Source organism: Cephaloticoccus capnophilus, assembly GCF_001580045.1.
Taxonomy (GTDB): domain Bacteria; phylum Verrucomicrobiota; class Verrucomicrobiia; order Opitutales; family Opitutaceae; genus Cephaloticoccus; species Cephaloticoccus capnophilus.
Genome location: NZ_LSZP01000030.1, coordinates 1 through 26,766 on the forward strand (window position 1 = coordinate 1; position 26,766 = coordinate 26,766).

The 26,766-nt window shown below is 60.3% G+C and carries 21 protein-coding genes; 8 read left to right on the plus strand and 13 right to left on the minus strand.

Annotation, left to right across the window (positions count from 1 at the left end):
- Positions 1 to 343: 343 nt before the first annotated feature.
- The gene (locus AXK12_RS03325) at positions 344 to 877 is read right to left on the minus strand and encodes a peroxiredoxin (RefSeq protein WP_068711435.1); all 534 of its coding nucleotides are present in this window, start codon (positions 875 to 877) and stop codon (positions 344 to 346) included.
- Positions 878 to 1,039: 162 nt separating this feature from the next.
- On the opposite strand from AXK12_RS03325, the gene AXK12_RS03330 reads away from it, so the two are divergent.
- Positions 1,040 to 2,107, plus strand: coding sequence for an acyltransferase family protein (locus AXK12_RS03330; RefSeq protein WP_068711437.1), 1,068 nt, complete (start codon positions 1,040 to 1,042; stop codon positions 2,105 to 2,107).
- Positions 2,108 to 2,300: 193 nt separating this feature from the next.
- Positions 2,301 to 4,487 (plus strand): TonB-dependent siderophore receptor, encoded by a 2,187-nt coding sequence (locus AXK12_RS03335; RefSeq protein WP_068711439.1) that lies wholly within the window; start codon positions 2,301 to 2,303, stop codon positions 4,485 to 4,487.
- A 238-nt stretch (positions 4,488 to 4,725) separates the two neighbouring features.
- Here AXK12_RS03335 and AXK12_RS03340 read toward each other — a convergent pair whose 3' ends face one another.
- Positions 4,726 to 5,814: a Gfo/Idh/MocA family protein gene (locus AXK12_RS03340; protein WP_068711441.1), complete on the minus strand. Its 1,089-nt coding sequence runs from the start codon at positions 5,812 to 5,814 to the stop codon at positions 4,726 to 4,728.
- 201 nt (positions 5,815 to 6,015) lie between these two features.
- On the minus strand, positions 6,016 to 6,828 hold the full coding sequence (locus AXK12_RS03345) for a histidine phosphatase family protein (RefSeq protein ID WP_068711443.1): 813 nt from the start codon (positions 6,826 to 6,828) through the stop codon (positions 6,016 to 6,018).
- A gap of 176 nt (positions 6,829 to 7,004) precedes the next feature.
- Here AXK12_RS03345 and AXK12_RS03350 point away from each other — a divergent pair, with 176 nt between their 5' ends.
- A complete protein-coding gene (locus AXK12_RS03350; protein WP_082782616.1) occupies positions 7,005 to 8,141 on the plus strand; it encodes a Gfo/Idh/MocA family protein in 1,137 nt (378 codons plus the stop codon).
- A gap of 261 nt (positions 8,142 to 8,402) precedes the next feature.
- On the opposite strand, the gene AXK12_RS03355 is transcribed toward AXK12_RS03350, so the two are convergent.
- Together AXK12_RS03355 and AXK12_RS03365 are read right to left on the minus strand one after the other, a co-directional pair.
- Entirely contained in the window at positions 8,403 to 9,776 is a 1,374-nt protein-coding gene (locus AXK12_RS03355; protein WP_082782617.1) for a replication-associated recombination protein A, read from the minus strand.
- Positions 9,777 to 10,107: 331 nt separating this feature from the next.
- On the minus strand, positions 10,108 to 10,755 hold the full coding sequence (locus tag AXK12_RS03365; RefSeq protein WP_068711449.1) for a peroxiredoxin: 648 nt from the start codon (positions 10,753 to 10,755) through the stop codon (positions 10,108 to 10,110).
- A gap of 141 nt (positions 10,756 to 10,896) precedes the next feature.
- On the opposite strand from AXK12_RS03365, the gene AXK12_RS03370 reads away from it, so the two are divergent.
- Positions 10,897 to 11,808, plus strand: coding sequence for a PfkB family carbohydrate kinase (locus tag AXK12_RS03370; protein ID WP_068711452.1), 912 nt, complete (start codon positions 10,897 to 10,899; stop codon positions 11,806 to 11,808).
- Between the two features lie 197 nt (positions 11,809 to 12,005).
- On the opposite strand, the gene AXK12_RS03375 is transcribed toward AXK12_RS03370, so the two are convergent.
- Together AXK12_RS03375 and AXK12_RS03380 are read right to left on the minus strand one after the other, a co-directional pair.
- Complete coding sequence (locus AXK12_RS03375; protein WP_068711454.1) at positions 12,006 to 13,607, minus strand: hypothetical protein; 1,602 nt, start codon at positions 13,605 to 13,607, stop codon at positions 12,006 to 12,008.
- 463 nt (positions 13,608 to 14,070) lie between these two features.
- Positions 14,071 to 15,882: a phosphoenolpyruvate carboxykinase (GTP) gene (locus tag AXK12_RS03380; protein ID WP_068711456.1), complete on the minus strand. Its 1,812-nt coding sequence runs from the start codon at positions 15,880 to 15,882 to the stop codon at positions 14,071 to 14,073.
- Between the two features lie 539 nt (positions 15,883 to 16,421).
- Here AXK12_RS03380 and AXK12_RS08880 point away from each other — a divergent pair.
- Positions 16,422 to 16,598, plus strand: a complete 177-nt coding sequence (locus tag AXK12_RS08880) for a hypothetical protein (protein ID WP_231863515.1) — start codon at positions 16,422 to 16,424, stop codon at positions 16,596 to 16,598.
- Positions 16,599 to 16,680: 82 nt separating this feature from the next.
- Entirely contained in the window at positions 16,681 to 17,154 is a 474-nt protein-coding gene (locus AXK12_RS03385) for an acetolactate synthase (protein WP_231863516.1), read from the plus strand.
- Between the two features lie 116 nt (positions 17,155 to 17,270).
- Here the strand turns inward: AXK12_RS03385 and AXK12_RS03390 are convergent, their stop codons facing one another.
- From AXK12_RS03390 to folE2, 6 genes are all read right to left on the minus strand, one after another.
- Positions 17,271 to 18,320: an aldose epimerase family protein gene (locus AXK12_RS03390; RefSeq protein ID WP_068711458.1), complete on the minus strand. Its 1,050-nt coding sequence runs from the start codon at positions 18,318 to 18,320 to the stop codon at positions 17,271 to 17,273.
- A 75-nt stretch (positions 18,321 to 18,395) separates the two neighbouring features.
- Positions 18,396 to 19,187 (minus strand): glucosamine-6-phosphate deaminase, encoded by a 792-nt coding sequence (gene nagB / locus AXK12_RS03395; RefSeq protein WP_068711460.1) that lies wholly within the window; start codon positions 19,185 to 19,187, stop codon positions 18,396 to 18,398.
- Positions 19,188 to 19,679: 492 nt separating this feature from the next.
- Positions 19,680 to 21,890 carry a ferrous iron transport protein B gene (gene feoB, locus AXK12_RS03400; RefSeq protein WP_082782618.1) on the minus strand — a complete coding sequence of 737 codons (2,211 nt, stop codon included), beginning with the start codon at positions 21,888 to 21,890 and terminating at the stop codon, positions 19,680 to 19,682.
- A gap of 49 nt (positions 21,891 to 21,939) precedes the next feature.
- Positions 21,940 to 22,191: a FeoA family protein gene (locus AXK12_RS03405; RefSeq protein ID WP_068711462.1), complete on the minus strand. Its 252-nt coding sequence runs from the start codon at positions 22,189 to 22,191 to the stop codon at positions 21,940 to 21,942.
- 71 nt (positions 22,192 to 22,262) lie between these two features.
- Positions 22,263 to 22,535, minus strand: a complete 273-nt coding sequence (locus tag AXK12_RS03410; protein WP_082782619.1) for a FeoA family protein — start codon at positions 22,533 to 22,535, stop codon at positions 22,263 to 22,265.
- 576 nt (positions 22,536 to 23,111) lie between these two features.
- Positions 23,112 to 24,086 carry a GTP cyclohydrolase FolE2 gene (folE2, locus tag AXK12_RS03415; protein ID WP_068711466.1) on the minus strand — a complete coding sequence of 325 codons (975 nt, stop codon included), beginning with the start codon at positions 24,084 to 24,086 and terminating at the stop codon, positions 23,112 to 23,114.
- A 91-nt stretch (positions 24,087 to 24,177) separates the two neighbouring features.
- Between folE2 and AXK12_RS03420 the strand changes: the two genes are divergently transcribed.
- Positions 24,178 to 25,074 carry an MBL fold metallo-hydrolase gene (locus AXK12_RS03420; protein WP_068711468.1) on the plus strand — a complete coding sequence of 299 codons (897 nt, stop codon included), beginning with the start codon at positions 24,178 to 24,180 and terminating at the stop codon, positions 25,072 to 25,074.
- Positions 25,075 to 25,084: 10 nt separating this feature from the next.
- On the plus strand, positions 25,085 to 26,581 hold the full coding sequence (gene pyk / locus AXK12_RS03425; RefSeq protein WP_082782620.1) for a pyruvate kinase: 1,497 nt from the start codon (positions 25,085 to 25,087) through the stop codon (positions 26,579 to 26,581).
- Positions 26,582 to 26,766 lie beyond the last annotated feature (185 nt).

The following is a 26,766-nucleotide window of genomic DNA, read 5'->3' on the forward strand; positions in this document are numbered from 1 at the left end:
TTCCCCCTGTCGCGTTGCGACAGGGAGAGTAGTAAAAGGGAAAGTAGAGTGATAACCCGTTTGGGCGAAGTGGGAAAATCACCAGTAAACCCCCGTTTCCAAAGTTTGGGTTCCTTTTCACAGAGCCGCTTGGTTGCTGTGCGAATGCACGGCGGCCAAGCGGCTCTGTAAATGGGTGCAGGCACAGCCTGCCGCACCACGCGCAGTGGAAAAAAGCGTATCAGCCAGCGGCGAGCGTGCGCAGCACACGGGAGTGGCGAGCCGCGAGCCAGATGCCTCACGTTTGAAGTGGGAACAGTCCCTAGGACACACCGGCCAACTAAACTGCGATACGACTCGCGGCCTAACGGGCCGCGATAACGCTTAGGACGTCCTCGGCCTGCTTGCTCGTGCTCGCCTTGTAATCCGCCCAAATGACTTTCCCGTTCTCAATTAGGAAAGCTTGGCGCGAGGCAAAATCGCTCCCGCCAAACGCGCGCATAGGCACGCCGAAGGCCGAAATCACTTTCTGATCCACATCCGCGATGAGCGGGAACGGGTAGCCCTGCGCTTCCTTAAACGCACGCTGCGCCTCGACTGTATCGGTGCTGACTCCAATGACCGCTACACCGCGCTCAGTCAGTTCTTCGTAAGCATCCCGCAGTGAGCAGCCCTGCGCAGTGCAACCGGCTGTCCCCGCTTTGGGGTAAAAATAAACCAGAGTGTAGCGGTTATTCGCATACACTTCGGCAAAATCGAGCGACTCGCCATTGTCGGCGAGAGCGCTCACCGATGGGGCCGTATCGCCCACGGCGAGCGGCTGAGCAGCAGCCGCCGAAAGCGGCAGCAAGCACGAGCAAAAAGGCACAAAGGCAGTGAGGAAGCTTCGGAGTTTCATAAGAAGATCAGAGATTACGTATTTCTAGGAGGTGAACGCAGCGCACAGACGCGCAACAAACAAACTTGTTCCCAGCAGGGGAGAAAAAGGCCCCCACAACGAGACAGGGGGTATCTGCGTCATAAAGGAACTACAAGCGTTCAAGAAAGACAGGGAGAGGCCATGCCTCCCGAATATCCCGCAGCTCGCACGATCCTCCCGAAAAAACGCTTTGGCGAGGTAGACAGTTTGCGAGCAATCGCCTGCGCCCTAGTGGTCATAGCGCATGCGAGGGTTTGGCCCCCGTGGTTAAACGACTTCCTTATGGATCGCGTGGAGATCGGAGCAATAGGGGTAGTGATGTTTTTTGCGATTAGTGGTTTTGTCATCCCAGACACCCTGAGGGGCATGCGCTTAGAAGGCGTGAAGCGTTTTTTCATACGTCGTTTTTGGAGACTGTATCCGCCTTTCTGGGTAGCGTTTCTTCTCACGCTGTGGATTAAGCCCCAATATGGAGTTGGGGACTGGATCTGGGATGCAGTCATGCTACCGAGCCTTGGATCGAGGGGGCACTCAATCGCTCAATTCTGGACTCTAGAGATAGAGCTCGTCTTCTACTTAGCAATTGCTGGCCTGTTTCTTATTTTTGGCCACTTGGGCAAGAAGGTGCTCCTCTTAGGCTATCTGCTACTCCTAGGGCTGGCTGTTAGGAAAGTCACCGCCTCAGATGCGGTCGTAGATTACGACACGATGCTTCCTTACCTAGTCGTCATGTTTTGGGGTGGGATTTGCCGAGAAATTCGTCGATTTGATTTTTATCGTTACCGGTGGCTTACACCAAAGCTCGGCGTAAACTGGGCGCGATCATCCGCACTGGGCGTAGTCTCGGGCATGACAATGATTGTCCTACTTATGAGCTATTCTGCGGTTCGAGGGACAGGCCGCTCCTGTGAGCTGGCAGGAGCTCTCGGCATTTTAGGGTTTCTGCTTTGGGTCATCCTCACCCCAGTACGAATCGACTGGCTATCGCGTATAGGACGTTGGACCTACTCGACTTACCTGTTTCATTTTGTGGTCATCTTCATCGCCCGTCCGCTATTTAACATACCAGACTTCGAAGTCACCTCCCTTGTCCCGCCTTATTTTACCGCGCTATGCTTTCTTGTCTCTTTCGCACTCGGCGCTTTGGTTTATCGCTGGATAGAGCAGCCAAGCGATCACGTCGGAAAGCAATTAACGACTAAATTATAGAGCCCCCACAGTCCGTAGTTTTCGACTATTGCCTTGCCAAGCTGCGCATTTCTTGCCGAGAAGCAACCGTTCTCGGTACTTCGCATAATTTGCGACGTACCGCTTCACTCAACCCCACCCCATAAATATGCCCCCTACCCTACCCTGTAGAAATGCACACCGCGCCTCGATGCGCACCGGAATATCCTCGCTGATGCTTGCTCTGGCCGTCGCTGCCAATGTCCAGCAAGCCCCAGCCCAAAACGACGAAGAGATCGTCCGGCTCTCCCCCTTTTCGATTAACGAGAGTGCCAATATCGGCCGTTATCAAGCCGTAGAGGCGACTTCGGGAACCCGGGTTCGGGTTAGCTTGATGGAATCCACCCAGAGCCTCTCAGTCCTTACCAATGAGTTTTTGACCGATGTCGGCACGGATCGCCTCCTCGATGCCGTAAAATATGTGGCAGGCATCGGAGAAGCGGGCAATCCGGGCCTGCTTGATGCGATGAACATCCGTGGATTTGATAACTATGGGGCAACGATGGATGGATTTAGTCAATTTAACTGGACCAACCTAGACCCCATCGTCGTTGAGCGGATAGAGGTAGTCAAAGGGCCTAATGCGATCATCGCTCCGGCAGGCCTGCCCGGTGGCGTGGTCAACAACATCACCAAGCGCCCCCTCTTCACGAACAGAGGCTACATCTCGTATCAGGTGGGCCGCTGGGGAGCCAATCGCGCAGAGCTTGATGCTAACTATGTTGTGCAGCCGGATAAGCTCGCAGTGCGCGTTGTCGGAGCCTTCACCGACGCCGATGATTACGGACGCGAGAACTTCCATCAAAGTACCATTGTGATGCCTATGCTCACTTATCGCCTAGGAGGCTCGACTGAGTTGACGCTTCAGGCTCAAGCCTATAACACCATAGCTCCATCCAACGGCGGGACTCCACTTTCCCTTTATGCGGTAAACCGCAGTAACATCCGTATACTAGACGGCCTGCCACGCGACTTTATGCTCCCAGGGCGACCCTATGCGAACCGTCAAAATGGTGAACATGTGCGCCTTTCCCTGACCTCGCAGATTACGGATAAGCTCTCAATGCGCCTCGCTGGGAGTGCCTCAGAGATAAATGTAACGAACCCCGGCTTCGGAGCCAGCCTTCCCAACGTAGAAGTAATCAAGCTGGACCAAATCACCGGAGAGTGGAGTTGGGATGGAGTGACCCGTAACGATAGCCCTACTTACACACTGGGCGGTTTCAAACATTGGGTGGCAGGCCACCAAGCTAACTTTCAAAACGATTTTGTATATGAGCACACAGCAACAAGCTGGAAATCCCAAACAGTCGTAGGCTATGCCTTTAACTACCATAGTCAAAGCAACCGCTGGCAACTCTATACGCCCAATCCGACTAACTACGACTTCACGAAAGACTACACTCCCCCCGGCTACACACTCGCAAACTGGCTCGGCCAAGTATCAAAGCGTGAGCGCAGCAGCCAAGTCTACCTTTACCAGGTGGCCCGGCTATTTGAAGACCGCTTAGTACTAAGTGGTAGCCTCTCGCAAAACCGCTCCTTTAGTAGCACAAAGAATAACTTAAACCGAGACTATGGGGAGGGTAAAAAAGAAGTGATGCTCCCCTCTGGCGGCATTGTTTACAACGTAACACCCGCGGTTTCACTTTATTATGGATTCTCCAAACAAGAGACGCTCGGTAATGTCAGCTCTCTGGATGCCGTCCCCCCGCTTGCGGTTCCGAGTCGGCAGCACGAGGGCGGCATAAGGCTAAAACTCTTCGATGGACGGCTCTACGCAACGCTCGCCTATTTCGACATTGTGCAGAGCAACGTCTGGAGTTCCAATCCTGAAAACTTTATCACCCCTATTCCGGACCCCCCCCTCCCATCACTGTTTGCTGATCGCACTGCCAAAGGGGTGGAGTTCGAGTTCGCTTGGTCGCCAACCCAATCCCTTTCCTTCATTGGTAGCTTCACCGATTACAAAAATCGCGACCAAGATGACATGCCCTATTCGAATGTCGCTGAGAGAATGGCTGCAATTTGGGGCAGCTATACTTTCTCCGAGGGGCCGTTGCGCGGGCTACGCGTAGGGCTCGGCGCCAGTTATACGGGAGAGCGTGCAGGGGATGTTGGACCTAATTTTACCACGCCACCTTCGGGCTTTGCACCTGTACGCATCCAGCCCTCATTTTGGGTCCCCTCGTATACCGTGGTCGAAGCCAGTGCCAGCTATCGCTTCGGTAAACACTGGCAAGCGACTCTCGCAGTTAAGAACCTTTTAGATAGAGACTATATCCAAGCTGCTGCTGGTAGTCGCAGCATCTTCGTCAGCGTCCCGATTAACCCAAAGCTCACGGTGCGCTACGATTTCTAAACTCCTAGAGCACTTGTGGCTCTAACTCACTCGGGTTGCGCCGCGCTTACTCGCGCGCCGCAACCTTTTTTATCTGAAAAAACAAAAGCAAAGACAGCCCCCGGGCTCTTTCTCCCCCAAGCCTAAAAGAACTCATGGGCCGAGATGCGCTCTGGAACGAAGCAAACGCGTAGAGTCCACTCTAGGAGGCCGGGCTATCTCGCTGTTTCCAATGGCTTAGCCTCTAAAGAAACCAGTGCTATAGACGCGGCGTAAGCACACGTGCGGCGGCTTGGGCTTTGAGGCAAAGTTCGGCAGCCTTGAAGGCGTGCGCTTGTGTCATGGCTTTCTCGGTGCGGTTTAGACAGTCGAGAATCAGCTCGCCGAAGAAACGAAAGCCCACCTTGCCCTCGACGTTGATCTTCTGCTCTCCCTTGTCGTCGACGAGAATGACGTAGTCTTTCCCCGGGCTGCCAGTGGCGACATCGACGTACTTGCGCAGCTCGATATAGCCCTTCGTCCCGAGGATAATCGTGCGCCCATCCCCCCAAGTGCTGAGCCCATCGGGCGTGAACCAGTCCACGCGGATGTAGTTCGACGTGCCATTATCGCCGACGAGCGAGGCTTCGCCGAAATCTTCCAGCTCGGGGGTTTCGGGGTTAGCGAAATTGCCCACCGCCGCGCTGGCGACCGTCGCGTCCTTTGCCCCACTATAATACAAGTACTGCTCGAACTGGTGGCTACCAATGTCGCAGAGGATACCGCCGTACTCCTCGCGATTAAAAAACCACGCCGGGCGCGACGCCTTGGAGAGTCGGTGCGGCCCGAGCCCCATCACTTGGATAACGCGGCCGATCGCGCCGCCGTGCACCAGATCGCCCGCGTACATGGCACTCTCCACATGAAGCCGCTCGCTGAAGTAGACCATGTACTTACGGCCCGTCTCGAGCACAGTCGCCTGCGCCTCTTCGAGCTGCGCGAATGACGTAAAGGGCGTTTTATCCGTAAAATAGTCTTTGCCCGCGCGCATGACGCGGCACCCGAGAGGCCCACGCCGATTGGGTATGGCCGCAGCCGCCACGAGCCTCACCTCAGAGTCATTCAAAATCTCCTCAAGGCTGTGCGCGACTTTCGCATGCGGGTATGCTTTAAGGAAAATCCGTACCTTTTCGGGATCGGGGTCGTAGACCCACTTGAGAGTGCCCCCAGCTTCACTAAGGCCGTTACATTGGCCAAAAATGTGGCCGTGGTCGAGGTGAGCCGCCGCAAAAACGAACTCGCCAGGCTTGACCACATGCCGCGCTTCGCCCTTCGGGGCGTAGGTCATACCGTCGGATTTTTGTGTCATAGGATTGCCGTCCTTTTTTACTGTGGGTACCGAAGCTGCTAAGAACCGTTCAGCGCTTAGAGGAAAGTCACGGCTCAAGAGCGACCGCTAGCGGACGTAAGTCAACTCAAGCGGCAACGCTAGCGGTAACTACGCACAGCAAGGGTTTACGCATTCTTCGGGCGTCTTCTTCGCGAAGCGTCTCCTTTCAACGCAAAGCCCTCATTCAACGACTATAGCGTCAATCACGCTGCCTTTTTCGACATAATGCATATCACCCACGCTCTCTATTGTAAATTTCCCATCTTTATAACTCACCTTCGACACGGAGGCATTTTTTACATCTATCGCGGTCGGATAATCCGCCTCGTCATCGAGTTCGGAAAGCAAAATCCCAATTGTAAATCCATGCGAAATGACAAGTATATTACCTCCGCCATCCGACGCCTCCTTCTCCGCAATCTCTCGTATAAACACTTCCGCTCGTGCTTTTAAATCGTAATAATCTTCCGCAATCCCCAGCGTGTCCAAAGCCTTAACCGCAGCAAGCGCTTGTATAATAACCGCTATCCCCGTTTTCTCTGCCTCAAGCAGTTCCTCGCCCGACTTATATCCCATATACAGAGCCACTTCCCGAAGCATTTTCTCATCCAGCTCTCCCTCGTAACTTCCGAGAGCAAGCTCCCGAAGTGCCGAGGTCTCGTTTATCGGGAGGACCCGCCCACTTTCGGCCAAAACAATACTCGCTGTCGTTTTTGCCCGAGCAGAATCACTTGAATACACCCTCTTAAACTCAATCCCCTCGCGCTGAATTCCCCGACCAAGTTGCTCTGCGACCACTCTCCCCTCTGCGGTAAGTGGAGCATCCACCCAGCCCTGCAACCGCCCCAGTGTGTTTAAAATCGTTTTTCCGTGCCGGACAAAATAAAATACAACTGTATTATCTCCAGAGTCCGCCTCGCTCTTCGCATGAATAAACCCGATTGATAACGTGAAAAATAGTATCAGAAGAGAGAATCGTTTCGTTTTTTTCATGTGTTTATAAATAAGAGATGCGGAACTGGGTCGCCTCATCTGAGGCTAGTTTAGTGCACAGGGCCCCACTGACTCGTGGGAGGCGCGCTAAAAAGCCGAGCTCTGGGCAAATAGCAATCGCATCCTACGCTTCGCCGTTGCCGTGGGTGCGCGTTCCACTTCGCTCTTGTGCCAAGATGCCCCGCCAAGCCCATTTTTCGCCGCCAGCTAAGCCCACTGCTCCGAGTCGCCCCTTCGGCTTTGCCATCGTCGGCAGCGGGATGATCGCTCACTACCACGCGCGCGCGATTGCCGCGACCGCAGGTGCACGGCTCGTCGGCATCGCCAGCCGAAACGCCGAGACCGCCCAAAAGCTCGCCGATGAAGCCCGCTCATTTCTCCCCACCGGCCACGCCGCGCCTACCGCGACAACTGACCTCGCCACGCTCCTCGCCCACCCCGAGGTCGATGTCGTGTGCGTCGCCACGCCGAGCGGGGCTCACCTTGAGCCCGCGCTGGCCGCAATCGCGGCAGCTAAGCACCTCGTCATCGAAAAGCCGCTCGAGATCACCACCGCCCGCATCGACCAGCTCCTCGCCGCCGCACTCGCCGCAGACGTCGTCGTAGCGCCCATTTTCCAAGCCCGCTTTGGCAAAAACGCGCAACACATCAAAGCCGCGCTCGACGCCGGTCGCTTCGGACGAATCGTGCTGGCCAGTGCCTACGTGAAATGGTTTCGCGAGCCTGCTTATTATCGCGGCTGGAAAGGCACGCGCGCGCTCGATGGCGGCGGGGCGACCATGAACCAAGCGATTCACGGCATCGACCTACTCCAGTGGTTCGTCGGCATGCCCACCCAAGTCGTCGGCCACAGCACCCGCCGCGTTCACACCGGTATCGAAAGCGAGGACACCGCCGTCGCCGCACTGCGCTACCCGAGCGGTGCGCTTGGCACGATTGAGGCCAGCACGGCGGCCTATCCGGGCTGGGCCCGCCGCATCGAGATTTGCGGAGAACACGGCTCGGTGACGCTCGAAGACGATGCGCTCACGCGCTGGGACTTTCGCGACAAACGCCCCGAAGACAGCGCGATCCTCGCCGCCGCCGCCGACAGCGCTATGGGCTCGGGCGCGACCAATCCCTCGGCCATCAGCGCCGAGGGCCATACCCGCCAAATCCGCGACCTCGTCGCCCACCTCAGCGCCCGCCGCGAAGGCCGCGCCGAACTCCCCCGCCTCGGCATTGAGGCTCACGAAGCGCGCAACGCGGTCTCACTCATCCGCGCCCTCTACGACTCCGCCTCCCAAGGCAGCCAACCCGTAAGCCCTGCTTAGCACAGCCCTCAGACTCTCTCTCCACTCCGCGTGGGGCGGTGGCGTGTCGCCACTGCCATTTAATTTGCGATTGGGCTCGGGACGCTTCGCGCCCAAACCCAATCGCAAATTGGAATCAGCAATCCCCTATCGAATCGCGATAGGAGGCCTCGCTTCAAATTTGGGATTTCGTGATCGCGCAACGCGCGATACGAAATCCCAAATTAAATGGGAGCGGTTACTGACCGCCGCACCACGCGGAGTGGGATTAGCTAGGGTGACTTAATGAGTGCGGAGTTGGGATTTCAGCTCTGCCCAGTGTGCGAGGCGGTCGGCGATTTTTGCCTCCCATCCATTACGTTTCGGCGTGTAGAGCGTGAGTGGTTTTTCCAAAAACGCCTGGCCCGAAATCGCTTCGGGATAGTCGTGCGCGTAGCGGTAGCCCTGCCCGTGTCCGGCGGCCTTGTTGGCCTTGCCGCTTTTGTCGCGCAGTGACAGTGGCACGGGCTGCACGGGGCCGCGTTTCAGCGCGGCGTGTGCGGCGGCGAGGGCGAGCGTCGCCGAGTTCGATTTTGGCGCAGTAGCGATATAGAGCGTCGCATGTGCAAGCGTCAGCTCCGCCTCGGGCAGCCCGATAAAGTCCACGGCCTGTTGCGCGGCGACCGCCAGCGGCAAGGCCATCGGATCGGCAAGCCCGACATCCTCACTCGCCAAAATCACGAGCCGCCGCGCCACGAAGCGCGGGTCTTCGCCGCCCGCGAGCATCTTCGCCAACCAATACATAGCGGCATCCGGGTCGCAACCTCGGCAGCTTTTAATGAAGGCGGAGATCGTGTCATAGTGCTCGTCCTCGTCGGCATCGTAGCGGATCCGCCGTTCGCGTGCGAAAACTTCGAGATCGGCGGCGGTGATCGCCGTGCCCTCATCGAGCCCGAACACGATGACTTCGAGCGCATTGAGTGCGCGGCGCAGGTCACCTTCGCAGAGTGCGCCGAGGTCGAGCAGGATATCCTCTTGCGCTGTGCAACGGCGCTTCCCAAGCCCGCGTTCGTCATCGGCCAGCGCGCGCTGCATCACGCCTGCAATCGCAGCGGGCGAGAGCGGTTCGAGCCGGAACAAATGGCTGCGCGAGAGTAGCGGCGCGTTCACATAAAACCCCGGATTGTGCGTCGTGGCTCCGATCAACCGCACATTGCCTTCCTCAACATCGGGCAAGAGCAAGTCCTGCTGCGATTTGTTAAACCGGTGCAGCTCGTCGATAAACAAAATCGTGCGTGCGGCAGGATTCGCCCGGGCGGCGGCGAGGAGCTGGCGCAGCTCGGCCACGTTACTCATCACCGCATTAATCCGAACGAAGCGGCCACCCGACTCGGCAGCGATTGACTCGGCCAAGCTCGTCTTCCCGCAGCCCGGCGGCCCGTAAAAAATCAGGCTACCGAAGCGGTCTTGCGCGACGAGTCGCGGCAAGAGCGAGCCTTCGCGCGTGATGTGCTCTTGGCCGACGACCTCGGCGAGACGACGCGGGCGCATCCGCGCGGCCAAAGGTTGCGAGGCTGGCACGGTGGCATGCCCAGCGCGCGGACGCGGCGAGCCATTACCGTTAGGCGCAGCACTCGGCTCATCGGAAAATAAATCGGACTGCTCGGAAGAAGGCACGGAGAGAGACGCTGCTCTTTTGAGTCCAAAACGCGAGGCCGCAGTCTGCGCGCTCGACGACTCCGCCACCCAAGGCAGCCAAGCGTTCGGTAGAAAGGACCCCAAACTTGGAGGCGGGAGTTTACTGGTGATTTTTCCCACCTCGCCCAAACGGGTTATCACGCTACTTTCCCTTTTGCTCCTCTCCCTGTCGCAACGCGACAGGGGAGAGTGCTTTCAAATTTGGGATTTCGTGATCGCGCGATAGCGCGAGTCGAAATCCCAAATTGAATGGGTGCAGCGACACGCTGCCGCCCCACGCGCAGTGGTACACTGTGACTGCCTCCGGAACTCAGTTGGCAGCCAGGTACTCGGCGACGCCCTCGCGGGTGGCCTTCATACCAGCCTTGCCACGCGACCAATTCGCCGGGCAAACCTCGCCGTGTTCCTCGAAGAATTGCAGCGCGTCGACCATACGCAGTACCTCGTCGACATTGCGCCCGAGCGGCAGGTCGTTGATGAGGAAGTGGCGCACGACGCCCTTCTTATCGATGAGGAAAAGCCCGCGGTAAGCGATCAACTCCTCGGCTGTCGCGGCGAGCGCGATACGCCCGGCATCGTCTTCGTCGAACTCATACTCACCAGTCAGCACGCCGTAAGCCGCCGAGATGGTCTTATTCGTGTCGGCCACCACTGGATAGGTGACGCCTTGAATGCCGCCTTGGGCTTTCGGCACTTGGAGCCAGGCCCAGTGGGATTGCTCGGTGTCGGTCGAGCAGGCGACGACCGCAGTATTGCGCGACTCGAACTCGCTCAAAGCCGCCTGAAAGGCGTGCAGCTCGCTCGGGCAAACGAAGGTAAAGTCCTTCGGGTAGAAAAACAGGACGACGTATTTCTCATCCAAGTAGCGACTCAACGAGAAGTCGCTGACGATCTCACCGCCATTAACGACGGCTTTGGCACTAAACGAGGGGGCGGGTTTTCCGATTGTAGCGGTCATAAGTGCGCAGAGGGGAAATGCGCTTTCGCTTATCCGCAAGTCCGTAGCCGACGCTACGGCGTTAATTTATTTCCAGCACCGCAGCGCACGCAGTATTGCCCCAAACCCCGACACAGATGAGCCTCGCGCGCCCTCTCTTCCATGAACGCGACACACCCAGCCACCCCACGCCCCACTCTGCTTTGCTTTGGCGAACTCCTCTGGGATTTCCTGCCCGACGGACTCTTCCCCGGCGGTGCCCCCTTTAACGTCGCCTACCACCTCCATCAACACGGGCTGGACGCACGAATCGTCACCGCTGTGGGCCGCGACATCCTCGGCGAAGAGTTTCTGCGCCGCATCCGCGCCTGGGGGCTGCCCACCGACACGATCACGGAGCACGCCGAATTTCCGACCGGCTACGGGCGCATCGAACTTTCTCCGACTGGCGAGGCGAGTTACCGCTTCGCGAACAACACCGCTTGGGATCACATCCACGTTAACGAAGCCGCCCTGCGCGCCGCAGCCGCCGCACGCGGCCTTGTCTTCGGCTCACTCGCGCTGCGCTCGCCCGCAAACCGCAGCACGCTCGACCAAGTCCTCGCCGCGCTGCCCGCCGACGCCTGGCGCATCTTCGACGTCAACCTGCGCCCGCCACACGACGACCTGCCCCTCGTCAACTCACTCGCGCCCCAAGCCACCCTCATCAAACTCAACGCTGCCGAAGCCGGCCGACTCGCCCGCGGCGGCCCCGAAAGCCCCGGCCACGAAGAAGCCGACGCGCGCGCACTCGCCGCGCGCTGGAGCGCAAACTCAGCCACAGAAAAAACGATTTGCCTCACCTGTGCCGAGCGCGGCGCAGGACTCCTCCACAACGGCCACTGGCACTTTGAGGCAGGCCGCCCCGTCGAGGTCGCTGACACGGTAGGCGCGGGCGACTCGTTCCTCGCCGCCCTCCTCACCGCGCTGCTAATCGAAGGCAAATCGCCAGCGGCGGCGCTCGCTGCCGCCGCCCGCATCGGCGAATGGGTCGCCACCCAACGCGGTGCCACCCCGCGCTACGCGGCGCGGTAAGCCACCGCGACTATTCACGCTCACTCAGCAGGCGCTAGCCCCCAGTAGTAGGCTCGCACCCCCGACTGCGTCGGGGAACGATTTGATGTTTCTACGACGGGCGGGGGCGACCAGCGGGAGGCAAAAGCCTAAATGCCATAGGCCGCCTGCCCTCGCCGAAGTGTCCCGAGATGTAGGGAGCGAAATGGGCGCAACGATTAGTCGGTACTGGCGGGCGGTGGCCCGCCCGATGCGCGACTCGGTGCGAGTGCAGGATCTTCCACCTCAAACTGCTCGGAGCGGGGCACGCCGTAGCGTTCGAGCAGCGCATAGTTCAGGTCGGTCACGAGCGGCCTCAAGTGCGGCAGGATTGTGCCAATTTGCATAATCTCGGAGTCGCCTTGGAAAAACAGTGCGAGGATTTCCAAGATCGTGCCGCTCACTCCGTAAGTATCGACAAGCAGCTGCCTCACCGAGGCCATGCCCTCTTTGTCTCCATTTACGCCCGCTGCACAGAAGACCGCATTCACGGCTTCCAGCCATTGACCGCTGTCGTCTTCAGTGGACTTCAGGCGCGGCAGCGCTTCGACCAAGAGCCGCGTGAGCGAGGCATCGGGGAAATGCACGAGGTGCACAGCCATCATGGTGAGTTCTGGCGAGCGCAGCTCACGTGTCGGCGCAAGCATGGCGCGAAACTCCGCGCGCAATTGCTCGTGCTCGCCCATCACTGAGTAGGCGCGCAGGAGCAGTCGCCCCATATCCCGCCCGCTAAAGTCATCTTTCCACTGCGACATGAGTTGCAGCGCATCTTCGGCAAAGCCCAATCGGAGCAGGGCCTCGACGCGGTAAATCCGGTCGAGCGGAAAGCCCGCCACGGGAGCCGCCTCAAGCAACTCCTTGCGCGCCGCCTCTGCTGAAAACTTCGCACGCTGCTCCACACGCGACGCCAGATAAAACACCCCGCGTGGGGCGATCGGGATCGCAGTATCGTCGGCGAGTGCGGCGAGGTCGACTTTCTCAGGCATCATCCGCGCCGCAAAAATCAGCGCATAGCTCCAGGTCGGAGCCTGCGGCGTATTGGCGGCGAGCCGTTGCTGCGCGAGCTCCGCAATCACATCGAGCCGCCCGCGTGCGAGTAGGCTGTGAAACCAGACTTGCGAGGCTTCGTCGCCAGCCTCGGGGTGCTGTATGAGGACGTTTTGATAAAGGACGTCGGCTTGGCTGGGACGGCTAATTTGGTAAAACTGCGCCAGCGTCATCGCCGTTTTCAGGTCGGTCGGGTTGAGTTGATAAGCGACGACCAGTGCCTGAATCGCCTGCTGGATTTCGCCCGCTTTGTAACTCTCACGCGCCTGTTTGATGAAGAGCTCGGCGCGCACGCCACGCAGTTCGCGCCAAGCCAGTGGCCACACCAGTTGGCGAATCGACACATCGTAACCGATACCGTGCATCGTGCCGTAAAGGACCGCCACAGCGAGTATCAGCATCGTAACTACACTGCCGCCGAAGTAGCCGAAAGCCCGCCCCCAAAAGGGCCGCACCTTCGTTGCATCGACTCCACACAGCCAGTAGCCCTCGGCCGTTTGCGTGAGTAGCGGACACACACGCTGAAAGCGCGAGCGGCGCGCCCAAGTCCGGCACGCCTCACAACCAGTCTTCATCCCTTCGCCCGAATCGCTCGCGTCTTGGCAAGGCGCAGGGCCTGAAATCCCCGCACCTGCGCCACTGCGCCGTACGCTCAGGGCATAGGTCGTCTTGCGCAAGTTCCAGTAGAACAGGGCCCACACCGTGCGGAAAATATCGAGTATCCAGCCTTTCACTTAAGCGAAACTACGTGGCCGCACTCCCGCGCAGCAAGTTAATCAACGGCAATCCACTACGTAGTCATTACGTGAATACCGCAGGCTCTCCACTCCGCGTGGGGCGGCAGGCTGTGCCTGCACCCGTTCAATTTGGGATTTCGGCTCGCGCGTTGCGCGATCACGAAATCCCAAATTTGAAAGCATTCCCCCCTGTCGCGTTGCGACAGGGAGAGGAGCAAAAGGGAAGGTAGAGGGATAACCCGTTTGGGCTAGGAGGGAAAATTCACCAGTAAACCCTCGCCTCCAAGTTTGGGGGGCCTTTTCACAGAGCCGCTTGGCTGCTGTGCGAATGCACGGCAACCAAGCGGCTCTGTAAATGGGTGCAGCGATGGACGGCGGGCCAACGAGCCCGCCGCCAAATAAAGCAGCCTGCGGCTGCGCCCCACGCGGAGTGGGAGTTCCGAGGGCGCGAGTGCGTGTCTCACAAGCGTGCGATGAGCAGCTCGCGTTCGTAGACCATTTCTTTGGGCAGGCGGTCATGGAGTTCGATGAAGAGCTCTTCGTGTCCGACGATCTCGGCGTGCCACGCGGCGCGGTCGACGGCTTGGAGTTGCTCAAAGGCCTCACGCGAGAAGTCGAGCCCGTCCCAGTCGATATCGTCGTAGCGGGGCATCCAGCCGATGGGTGCCTCGCGGGCCAGCGCGTGGCCGTGAGCTCGGTCGACGATCCACTTGAGCACGCGCATGTTTTCACCGAAGCCGGGCCACATGAATTTCCCTTCGGCGTCTTTGCGGAACCAGTTGACGTGGAAAATGCGCGGCGTGACGACGAGCTTCTTCTGCATCGCTAGCCAGTGCCGGAAGTAGTCGCCCATGTGATACCCGCAGAAGGGCAACATCGCGAATGGGTCGCGGCGCACTTTCCCAATCGTGCCTGCGGCGGCGGCGGTCATCTCGCTGCCCATCGTCGCGCCAATGTAGACGCCGTTTGACCAATTAAAGGCTTGGTAAACGAGCGGCATCGTAGTTGCGCGGCGACCGCCAAAAATCATCGCGCTGATGGGCACGCCCTCCGGCTTTTCCCAATCGGGGTCGATAGTCGGGCATTGCGAGGCGGGGGCGGTGAAGCGCGCGTTGGGGTGCGCCGCCTTGCGGCCGCAATCGGGCGTCCAAGGCTGGCCTTGCCAATCGGTGAGCGCGGGTGGCGGCTCGTCGGTCATGCCTTCCCACCACACCCCGCCTTCGGGTGTGAGCGCGACGTTGGTGAAGATGGTGTTCTTCGCGAGGGCGGCCATCGCATTGGGGTTGGTCTTTACGCTCGTGCCAGGCGCCACACCGAAGAAACCGGCCTCGGGATTAATTGCGCGGAGCTGGCCGCTCGCATCGGGCCGAATCCACGCGATGTCGTCGCCCACCGTCCAGACCTTCCAGCCCTGTTTGGCGAAGGAGTCCGGCGGCACGAGCATGGCAAAGTTGGTCTTGCCGCAAGCACTGGGGAAGGCGGCGGAGACGTAGGTCTTTTCGCCCTGCGGACTTTCGAGCCCGAGGATGAGCATGTGCTCGGCCATCCAACCCTCGTCGCGCGCCATCGCGCTGGCGATACGCAGGGCGAAACACTTTTTCCCCAAAAGGGCGTTTCCCCCGTAGCCCGAACCATAGCTCCAAATCTCGCGCGTCTCGGGGAAGTGAACGATGTATTTGTCGGGATTGCAGGGCCACGGCACGTCGGCTTGGCCGGGTGCAAGCGGTGCACCGACTGAGTGCATGCAGGGCACGACGCGCTTCTCGCCCTTGTCGATTTCCTTAAAAACGGGGAGCCCGATCCGCGCCATGATCCGCATGTTAACTACCACGTAGGGCGAGTCCGTGAGCTGCACGCCGAGCTGCGCGAGCGGCGAGCCGACCGGCCCCATGCTGTAGGGCAGCACATACATCGTGCGACCGCGCATGCAGCCCTTGAAGAGCCCGCGCAGCTTGCTGCGCATCTGGTCTGGCGCGACCCAGTGGTTCGTCGGCCCGGCAGATTCGGGAGAGAGCGAACAAATAAAAGTGCGATCCTCGACGCGGGCGACATCACTCGCATCGCTACGCGCATAGTAGCAGCCCGGCCAAAGCGTTTCGTTGAGCTTTACGAAGGTACCTGTGGCGACCATCTGGGCACACAGCGAGTCGTATTCCTCCTGCGAGCCATCGACCCAGTGAATCGCAGCCGGCTGGCAGAGCGCGGCCATCTTATCGACCCACTTGAGCAGGTTCTCGTTGGCACTTAGTGGAGAAGCATTGAGGGCTGTCATTGAGGCGCGACGCTACTGCGCAAAGTCCGCTCGGGCAAAACCCAAACTCACCCGCGCACCAGTCATAAGCACAGCGACTTCCCGCACATAATCGCCGCTACTTGCAGCCGCAGGCTGCCTCCGCCTCGCCCTCTTTTCCACTGCGCGTGGTGCGGCGGTCAGTGACCGCTTCCATTTAATTTGGGAATTGGCCCCGTCGCTTCGCGACAAAACCAATTCCCAAATTTGAAAGCATTCCCCCTGTCGCGTTGCGACAGGGGGAGGAAAGTAGAGTGATAACCCGTTTGGGCGAGGTGGGGGAAATCACCAGTAAACCTTCGCCTCCAAGTTTGGGGGCCTTTTCACAGAGCCGCTTGGTTGCTGTGCGCATGCACGGCAACCAAGCGGCTCTGTAAATGGGTGCAGCGACACGCTGCCGCCCCACGCGTAGTGGAAAAGAGGGATTACAGCGCGTCATCGTGCCCGAGCGCGGAAGTGGCGGGGGTCGCGTGGCGCAGCGTGATTAAAAGTGTCGCGCGGGCGTGTGTGGACGCGGCAGGATGCCACCGATTATGCATCGGCTCCCCATCCTCATCGGTATGTTTTTAGGCAGTTACCTTGGCTGGTTTCTTGGCGGGGCGTGGGGCTGGTGGGGCTCGTTTATCTTGAGTGGCATCGGGTCAATCGGCGGTGTTTTTGCAGGCTGGAAACTCGGCCAGCGGATTGACCGCCGCTAAGCGACGCGGCAGCTTTGCCTGCACTCGCGCTTCTGTGCGCATCCAGTACGATGCGAGCACCACATCAAACCCACTTCCGCCGATGCAAACTGCCACCCCCATCGTCAACGCCCGCATCGCCCGTGCCATGAGTCCGGTGAAGCAGTTTTCCGTCTTTGCCGAGAACCGCGTTGGCCGCCTCTACGACCTCACCTCGCTGCTCAACACCTACGATGTGCACATCCTCGCGCTCACCGTCCACGACACCATCGACAGCGCGATCATTCGCCTAATCGTCGACGACCGCGACAAAACCCGCGAACTGCTCATCAATAACGACTTTCCCTACGTGGAGCGCGAAGTCGTCGTGGTGGACTTGCCCGACGAGTCGCAGCTAAAAACCATGCTCGCGGCCCTCCTCGAAGCCGAGGTGAACCTGCACTACTTTTACTCGTTTTTAAAACGCCCTGAAGGCCGCGAGCGGCTTGCCATCCACGTCGAAGAGCCGGAGACCGCCGCCCAAGCCCTAAACGGCCGCGGCTTCAAAACCCTGAGCGAGCCCGACCTGCTGCGCTAAACGGCGAGCGTGCGCAGCACACGTGAGTGGCGAGCCGCGAGCCAGATGCCTCGCGTTTCTATCGGCGGCGTGCCCAGCAGTGAGTGAGCCACTGCGCCAAGCAAAAGGCGCCGCCACTACCGCACCGAAAACGCGTAGATCGTGCTGCGGCGTTGCGGGGTGCCGGGGTGCACGAGGATGTCGCCTAGTTCGGGGCGGTGCGCGCCGTCGGGGTAGCCTTCGCACTCGAAGCATAGGCCCGCGTGTGGGCCGTAGGGTAGGCCCGATTTACCTACGCAGGAAAGGTTGAGCCCTGAGCCGGTGTAAAATTGGAGGCCGCAGTCGTTGGTGAGGACTTCGAGTTGGCGGCCGCTTTTCGGTTCGTAGGCACGGGCGACGAGTTCGGGCCAGTCGGGCGTCAGTGCTTTGGCGCGGAGGAAGTAGTGTGCGCCGTGCTCTAAAAAGAGGCCGGAAACGACGTCGCCTAGTCGGCGTGCTTTGCGCAGGTCGTCGGCGCGTCCCGCGACGGAGGTGAGCGCACCGGAGAGTGTGAGCGTGTCGTCAAGCGGGGGGATGATGTGATCGGCGAGGATTTGCACTTCGTGGTCGAGGACGTCGCCACTGCCTTCGCCTGCGAGGTTGAAGTAGCTGTGCTGCGACAGCGAGAGCGGGGTTGCGAAGTCGCTGCGGTTAATCGCCGTGGTCTCCACGACGAGGGCGTTGTCGTGGCGGAGCGTGTAGCTGAGCGTGATGTCGAGTGCGCCGGGGTAGCCTTCTTCGCCGTCGGGGCTGTGGTAGAAAAGGGTGATGGAGTCGGGCGCGGTGTGCTTCACTTCCCAGAGGCGTTTATCAAGCGCGCACACGCCGCCGTGCAGATGGTTGGGCCCGTCAGTTATGGCAAGTTCGTACGTACGGCCATTGGGGAGACGCAGTTTGCCGCCTGTCACACGCCCAGCGATACGCCCGAGGATGGAGCCGAGATAGGGGCAGGAATTTTTCTTATACGGCTCCGCCAAGTATTCTTCGGGCTTGGCAAAGCCGAGGACGACGTCGCCCAAAACGCCTGCACGGTCGGGCACGCGCAGGGCGGTGATTATGCCGCCGTAGTTGAGGATGTCGGCGGAGGCTCCCGCTTCGTTTTGGATGGTGTAGGTTTTGAGCGCGCTAATGGAGACGGGGTCGGACATGTCGCAGAGGCTTGAGGCAACGAGCGCTCTGCGGCGAGTGCGAAGTCGTAGTTTTTGTGTAGGCGCTACGGCTTACTACGCGTGGTGGCGTTGCCAGTCGAGTTTGTGCTGATCGATCCAGCGGTAGTGGTCGGCGTAGCGCAGGCCGGCGGCGGAGTTTTCGTCTAAGAGCACGATGGCGCGCGGGTGCATTTGGAGGGCGGAGCCGGGGCAAATGGCCGCGAGCGGGCCTTCGATCATGTGCGCGACGGCGCGGACTTTCGACGGGCCAAAGGCGAGGAGCAGGCATTGGCGGGCGTCGAGGATGGTGCCCACGCCCATCGTGATGGCTTGCTTGGGCATGCCGCGTTCATCGCTGCCAAAGACTTCGCTGTTATCGCGCAAGGTCTGCTCGGAGAGGATTTTTACCCAAGTGCGGGAGCGCAGCGAACCGGTCGGCTCGTTAAAGCCGATGTGGCCGTTGCGCCCGAGGCCGAGGAGTTGGATATCGATGCCTCCCGCATCAGCGATGCGCTGTTCGTAGCTGCGGCACTCGGCTTGCAAGTCGGCGGCAGTGCCGTCGGGGACGTGGGTGCGGGCACGGTCGATGTTGATGTGGCGGAAGAGGTGCTCGTCCATGAAGTGCCGGTAGGACTGCGGATGAGTGCCGGGCAGACCCACGTATTCATCGAGGTTGAAGGTCGTGACTTTGGAAAAATCGAGCCCGTCATCTCGGTGCATGCGGATGAGTTCGTTGTAGAGCTGCAGCGGTGTGCGGCCCGTCGCGAGGCCGAGGACGGCGGTCGGCTTTTCGCGCACGACGCGCGCCATGATTTTGGCGGCCAAGAGGCAGCCTGCTTCGGGATTGGGTTGGATGAGGATTTCCACAGGAGGGGCAGCCCCTCTTCCTTGCCGTGGTGGCGGTCACCAAACGGACCGCTGGTCAGTAAAGAGAAGCCGTTCGTTTAAGGTTATACTTGAGTGAAAAAAAAATGCCGACAGCGGCTTGGTCGCAGACGTGTAGCCCGCTTGTCGCCGTTAGGCGCGCCGGCTCGCTAGAGGCTATTTTGGGGGTTAGAGATGGGGTAAGGAAAAGCAGTAAGCGTGTATACACGGCGCAGCGGGCGCAATGCCCGCCGCGTGCGCAGTTTTACCCGCGGCGGGCTTTTCGCTTCAGTTTTTTGACGCTGGGGCTGAGCGCAGCGCACTCGCCGCTGGCGCAGCCGCCTTTCGCATTTTTCCCAAAAGTTCGGCGTAAAAGCCAAACTGCAGCTACCATCACGATAAGAAGTGAGAGGAGCGTTTGGAGTTCGGAGGACATGAGTGCGAAGGAGTGACGAAATTAGGAAGCGCAAGCGCAAAGGCCCGAGCCACGCCGCTTCAGAAACCGAGCGCAGTGCCCACTTGATAGACGACGAAGCAGGCAAGCCAAGCGGTTCCTGTCATGTAGCCGATTTGAAATAGCGGCCAGCGCCAGGAGTTCGTTTCGCGGCGTACGACTGCGACCGTCGCCACGCACTGCATCGCAAAGACGTAAAAAATCATGAGGTTTAGACACACGAGCGGCGTAAACAGTGGCCGCCCATCCGGCCAAGTCGCCGCCGCCAAGGCCTCGCGCAACGGCGTCGTGTCCTCCTCGGGGTCATCGACATTAAAGACCACGCCCATCGTCGAGACGAAGACCTCGCGCGCTGCAAACGAGGTGATGAGCCCAATCCCCACCTGCCAGTCAAAGCCCAGCGGCTCAATCGCCGGCTCAATCAAGTGCCCGGCCTGGCCGGCAAAACTCTGCGCGAGTTGCCCGCTTTCGTCCGCGCCCTCGGGTGCACGCGGATACGTCGCCAAAAACCACAGGACTATCGAAATGCTCAAAATGATCGTGCCCGCGCGCTTCAGGAAGAGCCCCGCGCGGTCGAGCATCTGCCGAGCGACGGCCCTTAGCGCAGGCATCCGGTAGGGCGGCAGCTCCATAATCATCAGCGGCGGCTCGCCCTTGAGCAGCGTTTTCTTAAACAGCCACGCAAAGCCAAAGGCGCCGCCCGTTCCCAGCGCATACATCAGCAGCATAAGCCCGACCTTGCTCGCGACCGGCACCGTGTCGCCCGGAAGCAGTGCCGCAATCATCAGCAAGTAGACCGGCAGCCGCGCCGAACAACTCATCAGTGGCGCGACCAAAATCGTCACCAACCGGTCCTTGTGATTCTCAATCGTGCGCGCCGCCATGATGCCGGGAATCGCGCACGCATAAGAGCTCAGCATCGGGATAAACGACTTACCGTTTAGCCCCACGCGACTCATCAGCCTGTCCATGATAAACGCCTCGCGCGCCATGTAGCCGGTGCTCTCCAACAGCCCGATAAAGAAAAACAAAATCAGAATCTGCGGCAGAAACACGACCACGCCCCCCACCCCCGCAATCGCCCCATCAGTGATGAGGTCGCGCAAATCGCCCTCTGGGAGCGCCTCCTTCACCCAGTCGGCAAAGCTCGCCACGCTCCCGTCAATCCAGTCCATCGGGTATTCGGCAAAAGTGAAAATGCTAAAGAAAATCAGCGTCATCAGCCCGCCGAGCACGAGCCAGCCCCAGAGCGGATGCGTCACCACCGCATCGATACGGTCGCTGCGGCTCGCGTGCGCAGCGGCGCTCGCACTGTCCGCTGCCGAGACCGGTTTACGCTGCGCAACGACTCGCTCGCAAAGCGCGGAAATCGCATCGTAGCGCGCCGCCACAAGTGAAGCCGCCCAGTCCACGCCCTCCTTGCGCCAATGACTTTGCCAATGGCTTAGCACAGTCGCGGCGCGACTTTCGGGGGCGAAAGTGGCGACGTCACTCGCCTCCCTCGCGGCAGCGGCACTCCCCGCAGCCGTTAGGAGTAAGAGTGCTTCGGCGCGCGCGAGCAGCGCAGGCTTGCCCTCTCCCTCCATCAGGGCCGCTTGCAACTCGGCTACTGCGGGCGCGATCTCGGCAGGCACGTCCCACGCGTGGCGCGGCAGCGGCAAGCTCGCGCGACTCATCGCCATGCGCAGCTCGACGATGCCCTTCCCGTTTACCGCCTCACAAGGAATCACCGGAATTCCCAACTCGTGCTCCAAGTGCGACGCATCGATCGCTAGCCCGCTCGCCCGCGCCACATCCATCATGTTGAGGACGAGGATGACGGGCCGCCCGAGATCGAGCACCTGATGGACGAGATACAGGTTTCGCTCCAAGTTCGTCGCATCGACGATACACAAAATCCGGTCGGGGGCCGCCGTCTCTGCGCGCCGCCCAAAGAGCACATCGCGCGTCACCGCCTCATCGGGTGAGCGCGCCGCCAACGAGTAGCTCCCCGGCAAATCAATGAGCGTGATGGGTTGCCCGTGCTGCGACCACGCCGTGCCGACCTTCTTCTCAACCGTCACTCCCGGGTAGTTGCCGATTTTTTGGCGTAGCCCCGTTAGGGCATTAAACAGCGTGCTCTTCCCGCAATTCGGGTTGCCCACAATCGCGTAAGTGGGAGACGGGCGATTGCCGCCACCCACTGCGGCTGCGGACGCCGCTTCGGTGGACACTGCGGAAGAGGAGCTGAGATGTTCAGGTAAAGTCGTCATGGACGGTGTTGGTCTTTCACGGTAAACGAGCGGGCAGCGGGCCGCTCGCCTAATTGGCAGCGGGCGCTGCCTGCTCGACGAGGATATGCTCCGCCTCGCTCTTGCGCAGCGTCAGGAAGTAGCCGCGCACTTTTATCTCGATCGGATCGCCCAGCGGCGCAGTGCGCACAAGCGTGAGTGGCGTCCCCACTAGCAGCCCCATCTCACGCAGCCTCACCACCGACGGGCCGCTTATGGGAAATTCGCGCACCACCGCGCGAGTGCCGGCAGCGAGCGTAGAAAGGCGAATCAGTTCAGACATTATTGAGAGAAGAAAAAAACGGGGGACGAGTGAGAGACAGAGGGAGAAAATCGGCGCTAAACAGGCAATTCTCAGGCGCCACCCGAGTGGCTAGGCCCGATCACCTGCACCCTAATCCGACGCGCCGCCTCATGGCTGAGCGCAAGCCTCGTCTCCCCCACTTGGCAAAGGATAGTAGCGCTCCCCGAAAGCTTGGTAATCACCGCATCCTCACCAAAACCCATCTCCCGCACCCGCTGGCAAAACGGCGCATCCCCCGCCAGGGTCAACACCCGCCCACGCTCGCCCGCCGGAAGCTGGCACAGCGGCAAAGTCGAAGGATTGTTAGGCAAAGAGTCAGGCATGACAGCGACACACAGGAGAGACGCAATCCGAGAGACTGAGACCAAATTCCAATCCTCCTCCAGCCCAAAAGCCCGCGCTCCGGGAAGATTCGCCCCTCCTTTTCAGCACCGATTCCCCAGCTAATGCCGTAAATCCACGTAGACGACCAAGGCTTAGCGCTCTGTTCCCATTTTAAACGCGAGCCGCGACGAAACCGCCGGCGCCTCGAGCTGGCTGATACGCTTTTTCCCACTACGCGTGGGGCGCAGCCGCAGGCTGTTTTATTTGGCGGCGGGTGTTTACTACTGATTTTCCCCGCCTCGCCCAAACGAGTTATCACTCTACTTTCCCCTCCCTGTCGCAACGCGACAGGGGGGAGTGCTTTCAAATTTGGGATTTCGCTTTCGCGCGATAGCGCGATGCGAAATCCCAAATTAAATGGAAGCGGTCACTGACCGCCGCCCCACGCGCAGTGGAAGCTCAGAGAGAGCGGTCAGTTACCTCGCGGACGGTCGTGGAGCGGCCTCGGCGAGTACTCGCTATTTCGTTTTTTGGATCAGGAGTTAGAGGTAAAGGGGCGACTGCGGATCAAACGCTCAACACAGCAATTGGCCGTAATCCATAAAATCGGTGCGTAGCCCGCCGGGTACGCCTTTCGCAATCGTGCTCACTGCGTCGTGCGAGTGCAGCGACTCGAGATGAGCGCAGGAGACGCGGAAGTCCGCAATCCGCCGGTCTGCGTCGAGCTCCACATACAGCAGCCGCGCCGCGTCTTCGACAAACTTCAGATAAGCCCCGTTTAGCTCGGCAAAGGCCTGCTCGTCCTCGCGCTTCACCATCACTTGCGTCTCGGTTTGCAGCGCGCGCACGCAGTGCGCATGCAGGTCTTCGAGCGCGAGCTTCTTACCCTTGGCCAGCTCCACGGTCAGCCGCGCCTTACTGCGCTGCGAATGCGGCACGCCATAAGCCCTACGCGTATCCCGCGCGTGCTCGGTGAGCTCCGCTGCGCACGGGCAAGCCGAAGAGTAGACAAAATCAAAATGCACGAAGCGCCGATACTCGCCCGCATCGGTCATCACGCCCTCAAACGCACTCTGGTAATACTGGTAGCCCTCCATCTCGCTGCGCAGGCTCTTGAGCAGCATCGGGTAAGAAAACGAGAGCCGCAGCCGCGCCTCCTTGCTCTCGATTTTGCTCAGGTAACTGCGCAGCACACGCCCGATCGACTCGCAGTTCACCGGCTCGTCCTTGTGCGCGTAAAACTGCCGGATTATCCGGCTCATGTTGATGCCCTTCTCCTCGGCCTCGACTGAGACGGTGCCCGTAACGCTCGTCTCTAGCGTCAGTTGCTCGCCCGTCGCCGTCCGGTAGCAAAGCGGCAGCCGAAAGTTGTGAATCCCCACCTGCTGCTGCGGGCGGTGCTCACCGCGCAGCGGCGCGTGCTCAGCCTCCATCACGTCGGGCAATGAGGCGCGATAGCTCGGGCTCGCGCGAAACGCCGCGTCATAAGCCCGCTCAAACTTCGGCGGCTGGCCCTCCGCAGTGCGGTGCAGATACATATGTTTTCCCATAGGACGGGTCCTGAAGAGACGCCGTCTCAACTCCCCCACAAGCAAATAAAAAAACTCGAAGCCTGCCACCGCGCCCCCAACCGTGAAATTGATGCGGTTCTGTATTTTAGGCAGCGGCAGCTCGGGCAACAGCGCGCTACTCCAGACGGCGGGCGCGACCGTCCTCATCGACGCTGGGCTCTCCGCACGCCGCCTCGGCCAACTCCTCGCCGAACACGCCGCCCTCTCGCTCGACAAAATCGACGCCATCTTCCTCACCCATGAGCACGGCGACCACTGCGCCGGGCTCGACGGACTGCGCAAGCACCCGCACATCCGCCTCTACGCCAACGAGGCAACCGCCCGCGCCATCCAAGCCAAACTCAAACACCGCCCCCACTGGGTGCACTTTGAGACCGGCGCGCGCTTCGCCTACCGCGACCTCGAAGTCACCAGCTTCAGCGTCCCGCACGATGCCCAAGAACCCGTCGGCTTCCGCTTTGAGTGCGGCGATCAAGCCGTCGTCTCATTGACCGACCTCGGCTACGCACCCGCCAACGTCCGCGCCCAACTCGCCGAAGCCGACATCCTCGTCGTCGAGGCCAACCACTGCGCCGAACTCCTCAAAGCCGACCCCAAACGCCCTTGGTCGCTCAAGCAACGCATCAGCGGCCGCCACGGCCACCTCTCCAACGCAGCCGCTGCCGAACTCCTCGCCGCCACCGCCAACCCACGCTGGCGGCACCTCTTCCTCGTTCACCTAAGCCGCGACTGTAACCACCCCGAAGCCGTTGCCACAGCACTCGCCCCAATCCGCGCCCAACTCCCCCCGCACTGCGAAGTCACCATCCTCGCGCCCGGGGAAGCGAGCCCGCTTCTCGACCTGAGCACAGCGCACAACGACGACGCCCCCAGCGCTGCGGCTGCCGCGGCCGAAGGCCACTCCGATTCTCTCTCGCCTACTGTTGAAAAACCATCATTCCCCTTCCCTTCCCCCTCTTACTCCTAAAACGAAACCTATGACCAACGGCTCCGACACCCCCTCCCAAAACGCCACACCCACTACGCAACTCCCCATCAGCCCTGGCCGCCACTACCTCAGCCGCCGCACCAAAATCATCTTCACCATCGGGCCCGCCACCGAGAGTGAGCAGATGCTCGAAGCCCTCATCTGCGCAGGAGCCGATGTCATCCGGCTTAACATGGCGCACGCCAACCACGAATGGACGCGCACGATCATGCGCCGCATCCGCACCGTCAGCGCACGAGTGGGCCGCGACGTCGCTATCCTCATGGACATCAAAGGCCCCGAGATCCGCACCGGCGACCTCGAAACCCCCATCGAGCTGCGCGTCGGCGAAATCTTCGACTTTACCGTAAAACCCGGCTCCGACCGCCGCGACGCCGAGGAAGTCCGCTCCGTCGACGTCAACTACCGTGACCTCGTCAACGACATCCGCGTCGGCGACACCGTCCTCGTCGATAACGGCCTCATCACACTCGAAGTCCTAGCCAAAGACGACGCGCACATCCGCTGCCGCGTCCTCGCCGGCGGCGAACTCAAATCGCGCCGTCACATCAACCTCCCCGGCGTCACCGTAAACCTCCCTTCCCTCACTGAAAAAGACCGTGCCGACGCCGCCGTAGGCATCGAAGAAGGCGTAGACTTTATCGCGCTCTCCTTCGTGCGCAGTGCCGCCGATATTGCGCTCTTGCGCGAATTCCTCGCCGAGAAAAAATCCAAGGCCCGTATCATCGCCAAGGTCGAAGACCAGTCCGGCATCACCAACCTCGACGAAATCGTCCTCAGCTCCGACGCGCTCATGATCGCGCGCGGCGACCTCGGCATTGAGTGCCCCTTGGAAGAGCTGCCCATCATCCAACGCCGCGCCGTTCGCTCCTGCCTCGCCAACGCGCGCCCCGTCATCGTCGCCACGCACATGCTCGAGTCGATGATTACGCAGCCCATCCCCACCCGCGCCGAAATCACCGACGTCGCCAACGCCATCTACGAACTCGCCGACTGCGTCATGCTCTCCGGCGAAACTACCGTGGGCCGTTACCCGCTGGAGTGCGTGCAAACCCTCGACAAAGTGGCCCGCCGCATTGAACGAGAAACCAACGGGCTACCGCCCGACATCGCCCTCTTCACCAGCGAGCGGATGAAAATCCTGCACTCGGCCACCGTGCTCGCCAACCAAATCCCCGGCTCGAAAATCCTCACCTTCACCCGCCGCGGCACTATGCCGCATGGACTCGCCGCGCTGCGCCCCGCCTCCGCACCCATCCTCACCTTTACCCCGGACGCCGCACTCCTGCGCCAACTGCGCTTGCTCCGCGCTGTCGAGCCCTACCTCATGCCACTCCCCAGCGAGCCCGAAGCCATGATTGAAGACGCTATCCGCCTACTCAAACAAGCAGGCCGCATCACCACTGGCGACAAACTCATCGTGGCCACCGACATACTCTCCGGCGACCGCTTCGTAGAAAGCGTACAACTCCGCACCGTGCTGTGAAGTGGGGGCGGCGAGCGTGCGCAGCACACGTGAGTGGCGAGCCGCGAGCCAGATGACTCCCGTTTCAAACCCGCGCCGCACAGCCGCGCTTTTTTCCACTACGCGTGGGGCGGCGGTCAGTGACCGCTTCCATTTAATTTGGGATTTCTCATCGCGCTATCGCGCGAAAGCGAAATCCCAAATTT

Excerpts from the sequence above, each read along its gene's own strand:
- AXK12_RS03325 (WP_068711435.1), bottom strand. The coding sequence starts at position 877 with ATGAAACTCCGAAGCTTCCTCACTGCCTTTGTGCCTTTTTGCTCGTGC.
- AXK12_RS03330 (WP_068711437.1), top strand. The coding sequence starts at position 1,040 with ATGCCTCCCGAATATCCCGCAGCTCGCACGATCCTCCCGAAAAAACGC.
- AXK12_RS03350 (WP_082782616.1), top strand. The coding sequence starts at position 7,005 with ATGCCCCGCCAAGCCCATTTTTCGCCGCCAGCTAAGCCCACTGCTCCG.
- AXK12_RS03385 (WP_231863516.1), top strand. The coding sequence starts at position 16,681 with ATGCAAACTGCCACCCCCATCGTCAACGCCCGCATCGCCCGTGCCATG.
- AXK12_RS03405 (WP_068711462.1), bottom strand. The coding sequence starts at position 22,191 with ATGTCTGAACTGATTCGCCTTTCTACGCTCGCTGCCGGCACTCGCGCG.
- folE2 (WP_068711466.1), bottom strand. The coding sequence starts at position 24,086 with ATGGGAAAACATATGTATCTGCACCGCACTGCGGAGGGCCAGCCGCCG.
- AXK12_RS03345 (WP_068711443.1), bottom strand. The coding sequence starts at position 6,828 with ATGAAAAAAACGAAACGATTCTCTCTTCTGATACTATTTTTCACGTTA.
- AXK12_RS03410 (WP_082782619.1), bottom strand. The coding sequence starts at position 22,535 with ATGCCTGACTCTTTGCCTAACAATCCTTCGACTTTGCCGCTGTGCCAG.
- pyk (WP_082782620.1), top strand. The coding sequence starts at position 25,085 with ATGACCAACGGCTCCGACACCCCCTCCCAAAACGCCACACCCACTACG.
- AXK12_RS03380 (WP_068711456.1), bottom strand. The coding sequence starts at position 15,882 with ATGACAGCCCTCAATGCTTCTCCACTAAGTGCCAACGAGAACCTGCTC.
- AXK12_RS08880 (WP_231863515.1), top strand. The coding sequence starts at position 16,422 with ATGCCACCGATTATGCATCGGCTCCCCATCCTCATCGGTATGTTTTTA.
- AXK12_RS03390 (WP_068711458.1), bottom strand. The coding sequence starts at position 18,320 with ATGTCCGACCCCGTCTCCATTAGCGCGCTCAAAACCTACACCATCCAA.
- AXK12_RS03420 (WP_068711468.1), top strand. The coding sequence starts at position 24,178 with ATGCGGTTCTGTATTTTAGGCAGCGGCAGCTCGGGCAACAGCGCGCTA.
- AXK12_RS03365 (WP_068711449.1), bottom strand. The coding sequence starts at position 10,755 with ATGACCGCTACAATCGGAAAACCCGCCCCCTCGTTTAGTGCCAAAGCC.
- AXK12_RS03335 (WP_068711439.1), top strand. The coding sequence starts at position 2,301 with ATGCTTGCTCTGGCCGTCGCTGCCAATGTCCAGCAAGCCCCAGCCCAA.
- AXK12_RS03370 (WP_068711452.1), top strand. The coding sequence starts at position 10,897 with ATGAACGCGACACACCCAGCCACCCCACGCCCCACTCTGCTTTGCTTT.
- AXK12_RS03340 (WP_068711441.1), bottom strand. The coding sequence starts at position 5,814 with ATGACACAAAAATCCGACGGTATGACCTACGCCCCGAAGGGCGAAGCG.
- feoB (WP_082782618.1), bottom strand. The coding sequence starts at position 21,890 with ATGACGACTTTACCTGAACATCTCAGCTCCTCTTCCGCAGTGTCCACC.